11 protein-coding genes are annotated in these 12,905 nt (G+C 61.2%); 4 read left to right on the top strand and 7 right to left on the bottom strand.

The window, feature by feature from the left end; translation table 11 throughout:
• Window positions 1-33 precede the first annotated feature (33 nt).
• Together HV675_RS10025 and HV675_RS10020 are read left to right on the top strand one after the other, a co-directional pair.
• Window positions 34-1,083, top strand: a complete 1,050-nt coding sequence (locus HV675_RS10025; RefSeq protein WP_175110740.1) for a HoxN/HupN/NixA family nickel/cobalt transporter — start codon at window positions 34-36, stop codon at window positions 1,081-1,083.
• Between the two features lie 98 nt (window positions 1,084-1,181).
• The gene (locus HV675_RS10020; RefSeq protein WP_175110739.1) at window positions 1,182-2,264 is read left to right on the top strand and encodes a GlxA family transcriptional regulator; all 1,083 of its coding nucleotides are present in this window, start codon (window positions 1,182-1,184) and stop codon (window positions 2,262-2,264) included.
• Window positions 2,265-2,312: 48 nt separating this feature from the next.
• Here the strand turns inward: HV675_RS10020 and HV675_RS10015 are convergent, their stop codons facing one another.
• Both HV675_RS10015 and HV675_RS10010 read right to left on the bottom strand, forming a co-directional pair.
• A complete protein-coding gene (locus HV675_RS10015) occupies window positions 2,313-3,905 on the bottom strand; it encodes a class I adenylate-forming enzyme family protein (protein WP_175110738.1) in 1,593 nt (530 codons plus the stop codon).
• A 208-nt stretch (window positions 3,906-4,113) separates the two neighbouring features.
• Window positions 4,114-5,055 (bottom strand): helix-turn-helix domain-containing protein, encoded by a 942-nt coding sequence (locus HV675_RS10010; protein ID WP_175110737.1) that lies wholly within the window; start codon window positions 5,053-5,055, stop codon window positions 4,114-4,116.
• A gap of 221 nt (window positions 5,056-5,276) precedes the next feature.
• Here HV675_RS10010 and HV675_RS10005 point away from each other — a divergent pair, with 221 nt between their 5' ends.
• Window positions 5,277-6,182 carry an alpha/beta fold hydrolase gene (locus tag HV675_RS10005; protein WP_175110736.1) on the top strand — a complete coding sequence of 302 codons (906 nt, stop codon included), beginning with the start codon at window positions 5,277-5,279 and terminating at the stop codon, window positions 6,180-6,182.
• Window positions 6,183-6,293: 111 nt separating this feature from the next.
• Here HV675_RS10005 and HV675_RS10000 read toward each other — a convergent pair whose 3' ends face one another.
• Window positions 6,294-6,503 carry a ribosome modulation factor gene (locus HV675_RS10000; protein WP_175110735.1) on the bottom strand — a complete coding sequence of 70 codons (210 nt, stop codon included), beginning with the start codon at window positions 6,501-6,503 and terminating at the stop codon, window positions 6,294-6,296.
• A gap of 511 nt (window positions 6,504-7,014) precedes the next feature.
• On the opposite strand from HV675_RS10000, the gene HV675_RS09995 reads away from it, so the two are divergent.
• Complete coding sequence (locus HV675_RS09995; protein ID WP_175110734.1) at window positions 7,015-7,905, top strand: helix-turn-helix domain-containing protein; 891 nt, start codon at window positions 7,015-7,017, stop codon at window positions 7,903-7,905.
• A gap of 95 nt (window positions 7,906-8,000) precedes the next feature.
• Here the strand turns inward: HV675_RS09995 and HV675_RS09990 are convergent, their stop codons facing one another.
• From HV675_RS09990 to HV675_RS09975, 4 genes are read right to left on the bottom strand one after another with little or no spacing between them, the layout of a single operon-like run.
• On the bottom strand, window positions 8,001-8,987 hold the full coding sequence (locus HV675_RS09990) for an ABC transporter permease (protein ID WP_175110733.1): 987 nt from the start codon (window positions 8,985-8,987) through the stop codon (window positions 8,001-8,003).
• Window positions 8,984-9,964 (bottom strand): ABC transporter permease, encoded by a 981-nt coding sequence (locus tag HV675_RS09985; RefSeq protein WP_175110732.1) that lies wholly within the window; start codon window positions 9,962-9,964, stop codon window positions 8,984-8,986. Before HV675_RS09985 ends, HV675_RS09990 begins: the two co-directional genes overlap by 4 nt.
• Window positions 9,961-11,538, bottom strand: a complete 1,578-nt coding sequence (locus tag HV675_RS09980) for a sugar ABC transporter ATP-binding protein (RefSeq protein ID WP_175110731.1) — start codon at window positions 11,536-11,538, stop codon at window positions 9,961-9,963. Before HV675_RS09980 ends, HV675_RS09985 begins: the two co-directional genes overlap by 4 nt.
• 34 nt (window positions 11,539-11,572) lie before the next feature.
• Window positions 11,573-12,700 carry a sugar ABC transporter substrate-binding protein gene (locus HV675_RS09975; RefSeq protein ID WP_175110730.1) on the bottom strand — a complete coding sequence of 376 codons (1,128 nt, stop codon included), beginning with the start codon at window positions 12,698-12,700 and terminating at the stop codon, window positions 11,573-11,575.
• Between the last annotated feature and the right edge of the window lie 205 nt (window positions 12,701-12,905).

Here is a 12,905-nt window from a genome sequence, read left to right as displayed (position 1 = left end):
GCCAAACCGCACATACTGCATAGGAAACCTGTGATGACTACCCTAACCGGAACCGCGCGCCCCGCCGCTTCGACGCGAGGCAGCATTGTCGCGATGTATGTGGCGCTCGGGCTGATCAACCTGTTCGCATGGGGATGGGCGTACGCGGTCCTGCGCGTATCGCCGGCACTGGTTGGCACCGCATTTCTCGCATACAGCTTCGGCCTGCGTCATGCGATGGATGCGGACCATATCGCCGCCATCGACAATGTCACGCGCAAGCTGATGAACGACGGCAAGCGCCCCGTCACAGTCGGTTTTTTCTTCGCGCTCGGACATTCGCTGACGGTGGTCGTCGGCGCTATCGTCGTTGCGTTGGCAACCAAGGCACTGGTCCATCATTTCGATACGTTCAGGGAAACGGGAGCGACGATCGGCACCGTGGTGTCCGCGACATTCCTGCTCGCGATCGGTGCGGTCAATGTCGTGTTGCTGATCGACCTGGTGCGAGCCTTCCGTCGCGCGAGGAGCGGCCAGACGCAGCAAACCGGCGACGCGCGGCTGCTGCAATTCGACGGCAATCTGCTCGCCCGCGTATGCAAGCCGCTATTCCGTTTCATACGATCGAGCTGGCTGATGTTCCCGCTCGGCATATTGTTCGGCCTGGGCTTCGAGACCGCGACCGAAGTCGCCCTACTCGGCACCTCGGCATCGCAGGCATCGGCAGGCTTTTCGATGGGGACGATCCTCGTGTTTCCCTGCCTGTTCGCCGCGGGCATGCTGACCGTCGACACCACTGACGGGATTCTGATGCTTGGCGCCTATGGCTGGGCGTTCGTAAAGCCGCTGCGCAAGCTGTACTACAACGTGACGATCACGCTGATCTCGACGGTCGTTGCACTGCTGATCGGCGGGATCGAAGCGCTTGGCATCGCGAGACAGACGCTTGGTCTGTCGGGGCCGTTCTGGCATTTCGTCGATACGCTCAACGACAACTTCGGCACGCTCGGCTATGCGATTGTCGGAATCTTTATTGTCGGTTGGATCGTCTCCGCGTTGCTCTATAAAATTAAACGATACGATCGGGACGTCGCCGCTGCCTGACCGGCATGTCGCGCAGCACGGCATACTGCGGTCGCGGTCCGCAGCGCGACGCCGCGCGTGGGTGTTCAAACTGTTTCACGTCTCTGCGAGTGACCTCGATGAAGCGCATCAAGATCGGCATGGTGGTGTTTCCTGGCTTCCAGCTTCTCGATATCGCCGGCCCGCGCGACGCGTTTGGCGAGGTCAAGGTCCTCAGTCGGGGCGAATTCGAATACGAAATGCTTACGGTCGGCACGACGCGTGGCGCAGTGCAATCGTCGAGCGGTCTGACCGTGACGCCGGATCGCACGATCTTTGACGTATGCCCCGAGTTCGACACGATCATCGTGCCCGGCGGTATCGGCATCTTCGATGTATTCGACGACCCGGCACTGCACGAATGGCTGCGCCAGCAACACCGGCGCTCGAGGCGGGTTTGCGCGATATGCAACGGCCTGTTCGCGCTTGGGCCGGCCGGGCTTCTGGATAACCGTGTCGTGACGACTCACTGGATGGACGTGCCGAGGCTTTCGGCAACCTTCCCGAAGGCGCGTATCGAGCCCGATCACATCTACGTCAACGACGGCAGCATCTACACGACAGCCGGCGTGACGGCCGGCATCGACCTGTCGCTGGCGCTGATCGAAGAAGATTTCGGCAAGACGATGGCGCTCGACGTCGCGAAATACCTGATCGTGTATCTGCGCCGCGCGGGCGGCCAGTCGCAGTTCAGCCCGCTGCTCGAGTCGCAGGCGGCGACGGGATCGCAGACGGGCGCGTTGCAGCAGTACATTCTCGACAATCTGCAAGTGGATCATTCAGTGGCGTCGCTGGCCGAACGCATCCATATGAGCTCGCGCAATCTCGCGCGGACGTTCATCAAGGAATGCGGTGTGACGCCGATCACATTTCTGAGCAACGCACGCATCGACGCCGCGCGGCGTTATCTGGAAGCCACCGATCTGTCGCTGCGCGAGATCGCAAAGCGCTGCGGATTCGACGGCACCGATGCACTGCGCCGCGTATTCGCACGCCGGCTGCAGATCAATCCCACCGAATATCGCGACCGTTTTCGCACCAAAACGACCGCGCATACAGAGCGTACGCCGCGCAAGGCAAAGTCTGCGGTGCAGAAGGCGCCGAAGCGGTCCGCCGCACGAAGGCCATCGAACAACGCATCGGCTGCGCAGGATTTGCGTTGACGGGCTTTAACGCGGCATGTCCCGCAGATGCGGGCGAAATCAGCCACGTCAGCGCGGCGGCGCAAGCTTAGCGCTCGCCAGCTCGCGCAGCGCGCGGCGATCGGGTTTGCCGAACACCGTGCGCGGAATCTGCTCGACGAACAGCACCGCCTCAGGCAGCTTGTGATCGGCGAGCTGGGTGGCTAACCACGCGATCATCTCGTCAGGCCGCGTATCGCGCGCCTGTTCAGCCAATCTGACGACGCCGACGATGCGTTCACCGAGCACTTCATCCGGTATGCCGACCACCGCGGCGTCGGTAACGGCCGGATGCATCAGCAGCGTCTGCCCGATTTCGGCCGGCGAGATGTTCTCGCCGTCACGCACGATAATGTCCTTGATCCGCGCAATGTAGATGAGGTCGCCTTGTTCGTCTTCGCGTACGAAGTCGCCGGTGCGATACCAGCCGTCGGCGTCGCGCGCGGGATCGATGACGTCCGGTGAAATCCAGTAACCGGCAAATAGCGTATTGAGTTTCAGGCACAACTCGCCGGGCACGCCTGCGGGCACATCGTTGTCGTGACTGTCGATGATCCGTGCCGTACCCGGCCGCGCGCACATCGCGTGCGGAGAACTTCCCTGGGCGACGCAAAACGGCGCCTCCGTCATGCCGAGCCGTGCTATCAGTGGGATGCCGAAGGTTTGCTCGAAGCGTTGCCGCAGCTCGACCGAGCTTGCGTCGCCTGCCACCACACAGCTGCGCACCGAATCGATCGTGCGGCGGCGAAGCACTTGTGCGCGGATCATTTCCGTGGCGCCATAGGGCGTGACCGTGACGCTCGTGCAGCGGTGCTGCTCGATTGCATCCAGAAAGGCGGCGCCGTCGAAATCGAGGCAGGTCGGCAGCGCGATGCAGGCGCCCGATGAAATCGCGTTACACAGGTTATGGAAGCCGGGCATATGAAACAGCGGCGTCGGCGCTAGCGGCCTCGATTCGCGGCTAAAGCCGCCAGCCTGCGCAGCCTCGACCATGTGCGTAAAGGTGCGCTGCGTATGCACGACCAGCTTGGGGTCGCCCATGGTGCCCGACGTGCAGACCAGTGCCGTCGGTGCATCGGGGTCAGCGGGCGGAAAGGAACGAAGTTCGCGCGCCGATGCGATGAGTGCTTGCCATGTATCGGCGGCATCGCTAACGCGTCCGGCATGACGCGGTGTGTGCGGCGTGTCGTCGACGTAGAAGCGGCGGTCGAGCGGTATCCATCCAGCGGCCATGTCGTCCATCAGCTTGCGCTGCGCGTCGTGGCCGACATACACGGCGGGTGCCAGCCTGCGCAACAGCCGGCCGAGCTCGTTCGCCTTTAAATGGATGTTCAGCGGCACGGCTATCGCGCCGAGCATCATTGACGCATAGGCTCCTATCACCGCTGCTTCGCTATTGCCCAGGTGCAACACGATCCGGTCGCCGGTTTCGACGCCGAGGTTGGACAAGCGGGTGGCAAGCTTTTGCGCGAGGTCCGCGAGTGCCGCGTAGCTCATCGTTCGGTTGCCCTGGACAATGGCGGGCGCATCCGGACGATCGGCCGCGTGTTGCAACAGCAATGCGGGAAGGCTCGGTACAGAGGGATTGACGGTCGGTGTGGCGGACGCGGCAGGGATGTTCATACGGGTCACTTTGTGTCGATGCAGCCTGGGGTTGGACAAGAGGGGTTTCCGTATAAACACCCGGCGGCACAGGTCTATTCGTTGTGAACAGACAAAAGTGGCCGACAGAGAATTTCAACTGATTGCGTGCTAGCCGTCGCGCGAGGGCGACGCTTATCGAGGGTCAGCAATTGCGCTGAGCGTCACGACTCAGCGCATATTCGCGTCGCTAGCGAGTGGATCGACAAAAATCGCGAGGTGACATACCGTACGTCGCCTTGAACAAACGGCTAAAGTGAGCCGCGTCGCTGAACCCCCAATCGATTGCGATGGTGGTTATGGTTTTGCGATTCAAAGGATGTGAAAGTTCTGCCCGGCAACGTTCCAGGCGGCGCAGTCTACGCCATCCGGCAACAGTGGTTCGCTGTCCTGCGAAAATCCGCTCCAGATGACGCACCGAGATTCCAAAATGCTGCGCAACGGTAGCTGCGGTCAGGCTGGAATCGGCAAGCCGGCTTTCCATGTATCGCATGATGGCGAGCAACTGCCTGTCTTTAACCGAAATATCAAGTTCCCGTGCATGCGCTGTGATCGTTGCCGCCAGGACCGCCAACGTTGAATCGATGCTGCTCCCAAGTGTTTCGCTTCCATCTTCGATGACCCGATCGGCGAAGGCCGAGAGCCAGCCCCCGAGCATCGCACCTGTGACTGAATTCGCCGCGATGCGCAAGCCGTCGTATGCGGCCGTGTTCGGTAAAAAATCTTGAAATTTTTCGGCTGGCACCACCATGCAGAGTTTTCTGTAAGGTTCAGGCATGGTGAACTTTGCCTCGCGCTGGCTGTGCCACAACGCAATGTCTCCGGCACATACGACGGTGAGTTTTCCTTCACGTTCGTACACCGTCCGTCCCTCGCGCTGAAAGATCACACCGACGAATTCATTCGCGTCGCTCGCCAATCGCTGGCGGTCCCTGACTCCAACGAGCGCCTCGCCACGCACCGACAGCGCCCTCACTCCTCCGGCCGATCGTTGTGTCACCGCCAGAGAAAAGGGGGCATTCGCATATGGGCGGGGATCCACGCTGACGACATCCGAGCATATCGCCTGACGAAATTCCTCCTCGCCGGAAAAGGACGCCTGTGCAATCACGCTGCTATGGGTCTCTTCCATTCCTTTTCCGCCCTCGTGCTTAACGTGCCGCATTCTAAGCCGACATCCGATATTCGTGCCGGCGTCGCGGCACCGATATCCAGCGTGGCCGCAGCTGCGGGATTTACACAAGAACTGTGGCGCTTTCGTTCAATTCGAAACGCCGTCCGTCACGCTACATTTCTCATGTCTGTAGCGATCGGTCGCTAAACGGTATGACGGCTTGAGGTAGAGGCTATGGCATGAACGAAAGCAAAACTGAAGCTGAATCGCGCGCGCAAGGTTCGCCAGCCAAACCGCGTGTCCCATTTGTGTTAGTTCACGGGGGATGGTGGGGAGCCTGGTCTTTCGAGCGCCTCATCCCGCTGCTGGCTCGCCATGGTCACGCCGCCATCGCACGTGACTTGCCGGGACACGGTCTCAACGCACGGTTTCCTCGGGCATATGCGCAGCGTCCGCTTGATAAAGCAGCATTCGGCACCGAACCGTCGCCGTCCGCACACATCACGCTCGACGACTATGCCGACTCTGTCATACAGACGATTGAAGACGCGCGTTCGCTTGGCGACGGCAAGGTCGTGCTGGTCGGTCACAGTATGGGCGGAATCGCGATAACAGCGGTCGCGGAGCGCGTGCCGGAGTACATCGAGCATCTCGTGTATCTTTGCGCATTCATGCCTGCATCGGGTGTACCGATGAGCGAATACCGCATCGCCCCGGAAAACGAAGGCTCACTGCTTGCGAAGCAAGTGATGGCCGATCCCAAGACAACTGGCGTGCTGCGCGTAGACGCGCGTTCGCAAGACCCGGATTACTGGTCGAATGGCTGGAGCGCGTTGTGCCATGACCTGAGCGAGGACGACTATCGCGCCGTAGTGAATCTGACAACGTGCGACCAGCCCGCAGCACCGAGCGTGACGCCTGTCATGACCACTCGCGAACGCTGGGGCAGCCTTCGTCGCCACTACATCATGTCACTGCAAGACCGTTCGATCCGGCTCGCGCTACAGCAACGCTTTATCGACTTAGCCGACGCGTTCGTGCCTGAGAGACCGACCGTCGTGCACCAGATCAACACAGGCCACGCGCCGTTGCTGTCGCAACCGGAAACGCTGGCCGACATACTGGCCAGCATCGCTGCCCGCTGAAAGTCGTCAACGAGGCTGACCTGTCGTCCCGGAACTGCACTGAACCTTGGCTCTCGACGAGCCGCTTTCGCATTCAATTCCGCCGGTGTCAGTTCCGCGGCGACATCACCACTACCAAAGCATCAGATTTTCGTGGTCCGCTTCCGTCCAGCCCCGCATCCATGCCTTACGTTGACGCGTGCCTCTCGCGTACGGACATTCGGCCTTTGTGTCGTAAGCGGCCCGTCCTTTATCCATCAGCGCCACCACATCGATTTCCGGATCAGCGACATCCTTGCCAAACATCCATTTCAAGAACAGATGCGCAAGTTTTTTCCACATAGGTAATATCCTGCAAATCAAAATAGCTAGAGAATGAAAGGGACTTCCGCCGTAGCCTTAGGAGGGGAAGTCCATTTCATTCTCTAGTCTGCGACGTTACGCGATATCGCTTAAACCTTCCAATGGATGGCCAAGGTCGCGATCAACGGACCGGGCCGAAGCAAACGCATGTCTGCTCAGGAAAAGTATCGGTTCGTATCCCGGCGTCGGTCTTTCACAAACCTACGATTCGGTGGACTATCCACCAGAAAAAGCGGTCGCGGCGATCCGCCCCGAGGCTCGTAAGGGGGAGCGCGGAAACGTAAGGGCCTTTCTCGGGGTTGCCTGCAGAGGGCGGGCCATGGAGGCAATCTGGCCGGACTACGTTTTTTGATCTCAAATGGAATATCGGCTTTGCACAGTCTGTTATGTAACCTGCGTTGGATGTCGTCTGAGAGTCTCGTATTGGACATGCGTCGCTTCGATCGTGGAGCAGTTCAATGCAGTTGGTCGCGAACGAAGGAGAAGCGACGTGCTTGTGAATTTCGACACCCCACCATTCATCGACCTACCGTTGGATGGCGGCAGCGCAGATAGCCGGCTAACCGGGGTCCCGTGGAGCGTGGCACATGAATACGGCGTCGTTCTCTATTGTCCGGCAAAGTTCCGGCATGCGCATGTCCGAATGAACCATCATTTGATCGGGATCGAGTTGGACCCGGGTATCGTTTCACTTCGGATAGACGGCAGACCAGAGGTATCCACCATTCAGAAATCGAGAGGTTTCTATTTTGTACCTGCGGGTTCATCTATCGAGGTACGAAAGGAAACACCGATCGAATACATCCTCTTGACGTTCGACCCACGTTTCGCCAACTTCTTACCTCCTCTTCCTGACCATGTGCTCGACAACGTGGCGGATAGTGCCTTCACTGCTACCGCACTTGCTCTTCGCCGACAATTTCTCATCGGTGGTAGCGTTTTACAACTGGCTGCCGAATTGGCGCGTGTATCATTAGCGGCTCTATCGCAAGCGTACCGGACAGGAGCCTATCGAAATGCGTTGACGCAGCCAGACTGTTGGCTCAATGCGACCCGCATCCGTCGAGCGCTCTCTTTTATTGATGAGCACCACTCCAGCAAGATTACGGTTGAGGACATTGCGTACGCTGTGGGCAACATCAGTGCGAGTCATTTTGCGTACGCGTTCGAGTCCACACTGGGGCAGTCGCCGCACCAATACGTCCTTGAACAGCGCGTTCGCCGCGCTCGTGAGATGTTGGCACATGGGTCGAGCAGTATTGCAGACGTTGCGTATGCTGTCGGATTTTCGAGCCAGGCCCATATGACGAGCATCTTCACTCGACGACTCGGGGTCACCCCCGCGCAGATCCGAACCTCTGCTGCCCGCGTGAGCGAGTGACACCGCGGTGCCCGCTAGCTCATGTTGGTATTTGGTGTGTTATTCGGTCATTCAACGCCACCACCCAATCACCGGCAACCAGCAGCCCCCCAACCCTAAACCTCCCGCTTACTACGCCCATACAACAACAGCATCGCCGCAATCACCACGCCGTAGATAATCTGCCGCCCCGCCTCCGGCATCTGTGCGACCGAGAGAATCGATTGCAGCAGCGTGATAAGAATCGCACCGGCCACAGTACCGAGGTACGAACCCCGCCCACCGAGAATCGAAGTGCCGCCGAGCACCACCGCCGCAATCGCGGGCAGCAGATAAGCATCCCCCATCGACTGCGCCGCCTTCGACGCATAGCCCGCGAGCAGCACGCCGCCAAATGCCGCGAACGCACTGCACACGGCGAACGCGGCCACGGTGACGAGCCGCGTATCGATGCCGGAAAGATACGCCGCGCGCTCGGTGTTGCCGATCGCGTACAACGTGCGGCCGAAGGTCGTGCGCGACAGCAGGAATATCGTGGCGCCGCCGATCAGCACCCACAGCGCGACGGCATTCGGTACGCCCGGAAAAAGCCAGCCCGCCGCGAGCCATCGCATCACGTGCGGCGCGGAATCCTGCGGCGACGATCCCCCCGTGTAGACGATCATGATGCCCTGCGCGACCGCATTGGTCGCGAGCGTCGCGATCATCGACGGAATACGCAGCAGCGCGACAAGAATGCCGTTGACGATGCCGATCAGCACGCCGCAACCAATGCCGACCGGAATCGCGAGAATGTGCCCGAGTTCGCCGTGCCCCGCGACGGCGCACGCCATCATCGCGCCGACCGTGATGGTCCACGGCAGCGACAGGTCGATATGGCCGAGCAGTATCACCATCATCAGGCCGGTCGCGATAATGCCAAGGAACGCGCCGACCTTCAGCTGCAGCAGGATGTACTCCGGCGACGTGAAGCTGCGCGAAAACATCCCGCCGACAAGCAGCAGCGCGACGATGCACGCGAACGCGATAACAATTGGCCGGTCGATTTTGCGTGTGAGCTTCGACACGAACGTCGCCCAGCCGGTTGCGGACACGTCGCTCATTGGAACCACTCCAGCCGGTTGCGCACCCTGAACAGCCCGCATGCGCCAATCGCGACAGCAAGCAGCAGAATCACGCCCTGGAACAGCGGCTGCCACAGCGCATCGACGTTGAACACGAACAGCAGGTCGCCGATCGAGCGAAACGCGAATGCGCCGAAGATCGCGCCGATCGCGCTGCCCTTGCCGCCAAGCAGCGACACGCCGCCGATCACCACGGCGGCGATCGAAAACAGCGTGTACGAGTTGGCGCTGCCGAGACTCGCTTCTCCCGTGTCCGTGAAGAACGTCAGAAAGAGGCCGCCAAGCGCGGCAAGCAGGCCCGCCAGCGTATAGCTCGCAAACTTCGCGCGCCGGATCGGCATGCCGGACAGAAAGGCCGCGGATTCGGACGAGCCCGTCGCGTACGCTGCGCGCCCGATCACCGAACGTTTGAAAGGAATCCAGATGATCACCACCGCCGCGATCAGAATCAGCAAGCTGGCCGGCACAACCGCGGCGACCTTGCCGGTCAGTGCATCGGCAAGGTCCTCGTTGATCGATCCGCCGGGAACCGGACGCAGCAACAGCGCCAGTCCATAGTAGACGGCGCCCGTCGCAATCGTCGTCACGATCGGCTGCAGGCGGCCGTAAATGATGATGACGCCGTTGAGCGCGCCGCACAGCGCACCCACCGCGAGCACGCCGGCGATGCCAAGCGCGCTGTGCAGCGCATCGCCCGTGACGATCCACGATCCAACGCAATTCGTCAGCACCAGCATCATGCCGATCGACAGGTCGATGCCGGCCGTCAGCACCACGAGCGCCTGGCCCATCGACACCAGCGCGAGCAGCACCGCCTTGTTCGCGGCCGTCTGAAACACGTTCGCCGACAACGCCGACGGATAGTTGAAGAGGTAAATTGCGAACATCAGCACGAACAGGCAGAACGCGAACGCCGACCCGCGATTTTCCACATACCAGTAACGCAGCCCGCTCATAGCGCCACTCCCGTCGAAGGCGAAATCTGTCCGACGGGCAGGTCCAGTGCACTGGCAATCAGGTTCTGCTCGGTAATCGCCGGCCCGACCAGTTCCTGCTTGATCCTGCCTTCGTACAGCACGAGCACGCGGTCGCAGCAGCCAATCAGCTCGTCATAGTCGGTCGAATAGAAAACGATCGCGGCGCCTTCGTCGGCGAGGCGCCTGAGCAACTGATAGATCTCCTGCTTGGTGCCGACGTCGATGCCGCGCGTCGGGTCGCTGAGCAGCAGGATTCTCGGCTGCCGGATCAACCACTTCGCGATCACCACCTTCTGCTGGTTGCCGCCCGACAGCGAGCCCACGGCCGCGTCGACGCTGAACGACTTGATCGCGAGCAGCTCCATCATGCGGTCGACGGCCGACTGCTGTCGGTTGCGATCGATCACGCCTGCGCTGGACATGCGATCGAGCGCGGCAAATGACAGATTCTCGCGCACCGACATCGGCAGCATCAACCCTTCGGTCTTGCGGTCTTCCGGAATCAACGCCATGCCGATTTGCTTCGCGCGCGCGACCACAGGGCTCGTGATCGACACGGCCTTGCCGTCGATCTCGATCTTGCCCGTGCAACCACGCAACACGCCGAACAACGCGAGCAGCAGTTCGCGCTGCCCTTGCCCGTCGAGACCGCCCAGCCCGAGAATTTCACCGCGCTTCAACGAAAAGCTGATGCCTTGCAGCGTGTCGCTCCACGCGAGATCACGACAGGCGAGCACCGGTTCGACGCGGACACGATGCCCGGCCTGGTCGTCCGCGGGTTGATCCGCGGGTTTGTTTGGAAACACATGCGCGTACTTCCGGCCGATCATCATTTCGACAACCTCATTGTCGGAGCGCGTGCCCGCCTCGAAGCTCATCACATGACGACCGTTCCGATAGACCGTGCATTCGTCCGCAAGCGCCTTCACCTCATGCATCCGGTGCGAGATGAAGAGCAGCGCGAGTCCCTCGTCGCGCAGGCGCTTGAGCACCTCGATGACGCGCGCCACGTCGGCCGCGGTCAGCGCCGACGTGGCCTCGTCGAGAATCAGAATGCGCGGCTCGCGCGCCAGTCCCTTTGCGAGTTCGACCATCTGCTGGCGCGACAGCGGCAGGTCCCGCACTTTCGAGAGCGGATTGATATCGGCCGCGCCCGCGCGGGCGAGCGCGGCCTCGGCCTGGCGACGCTGGGCCCGGCGGTCGATCATGCCGAAGCGTCGCGGCGGGTTCGAAGCGAAGATGTTGTCCGCCACGCTCAAATCGGGGATGAGCGACAGCTCCTGATACACGCAGACAATGCCGGCCGCGTTCGCGTCGGCGGGCGACGCGAACGAGACTTCGCGACCGTCGAGGTGCATGTTCCCCTCGTCCGGCTGCACGACGCCGGACATCACTTTCAGCAGCGTGGACTTGCCCGCGCCGTTCTCGCCGAGAATCGCATGGATGCATCGGCTGCGCACCACGAGCTCCGCGTGATCCAGCGCAACGGCGCCGCCGTAGCTTTTCGACACGCCGGACATCTGAAAGAACGGCTGCTCCGCGTCCTGCCGCATGCTTCGTCTCCCGTCACGTCACACGCCAACCCGATCACTGGTTGCCCTGGCTCTGCTTCATGATTTCCTGCGCGGAGAAATTGATGCCGCAAGTCGGAAACGAATTGCCGACGAAGAAGTTGTCGGACTCGCCCGGAAAATAGTTGACGCCCGCCTTCAGCTTCGAATCGTCGGTGACGTCGAGCGGCAGCTTGATCGCGACAGGAATCGTCTGGCCGTCCAGCGCGGCGAGCGCCGTCTTGATCGCCACGGCCACCTGCGCGGGACCGCTGCCCGCTGACGTGCACTTCAGGCCCTGGCTTCCATACTGCGCGCAGAACTTGCGAAAGCCGTTCTCCGTTTCGCCGCCGAACGGCACGAACGGATGTTTGGCATCGAGCATCGCGCGCACGACACCGGTGTCGCCGCCCTGCGCCGAAATGCCGTCGAAATGACCCTGCACGGCAATCGCGTCGGCGGCCGCCTTCTGCGCGACCCCGTCGTCCCACTTGCCATAGACCTCGACGACGTTCCACTTCTTGCCGGTCCCGTTCAACGTCTTGTGGAAGCCATCGTGCCGGTCGGTGTCGACCGACGTGCCCGCCACCCCGCGGACCTCGAGCACCTTGCCGCCGTTCGGCACATGGGTCGCGAGCCAATTGGCCCACAGCACGCCAAGCCCGTACTGGTCGACGTCGACGTTGATCGCGTCTTCGCTGTCGAGCGTATTGTCGAACGCAACCAGCACGACACCGGCTTTCTTTGCGCGGCGAATCGCCGGTCCGAACGAAGCCGGGTTCTGCGCGTCGACGACGATCGCGTCATAGCCGGCATCGATAAAATTGTTGACCGCCGAGATCTGCGCCGGCACGTCCTCGCCGGTCGAGACGACCTTGAATTCCTTCAGCTTGGCGGCGACAGCCGGTTGCGCCGTATAGGCCTTTGCCGTCTTGATCATCTGGATGCGCCAGGTGTTCGCGATATAGCCGTTCACGAGCGCGACCCGGTAGGGCCCGTTCTTCTTCGGATACTTGACGAACTTCGTGTCGCTCTTCCACGGAACCATGCAAGTGGGATCGCTGGCCGGGCCGGGAACGATCGATGCCTGTGCGAAAGCCGTGCTTGCGCACAGCGCCAATGCCGCGGTCGCCGCCGCTCGAAGCACCTGGATTCCTGAAAGCATGTTGCCTCCGTTTTGTTGGATTTAACTTACTGATTGCCGGCGCACACCGCTCGTCGTGAATCGCCGAAACGGTGTGCGTGACGCAGGGAATCTTGCGGATAGGCTGCAGCGGAACTGGATCGGACTCGCCGAATCAGCGGAATGGCCGCTTCAAAGACGCCCCTCGAAGCGAAACGAAAGGCATGCGCGAATACCTTCCCGTCTG

This window comes from Paraburkholderia solisilvae (assembly GCF_902859875.1).
Lineage (GTDB): Bacteria > Pseudomonadota > Gammaproteobacteria > Burkholderiales > Burkholderiaceae > Paraburkholderia > Paraburkholderia solisilvae.
The sequence above is the reverse complement of the archived record's forward strand: the minus strand, read 5'-3'. Positions and strand labels throughout refer to the sequence as shown.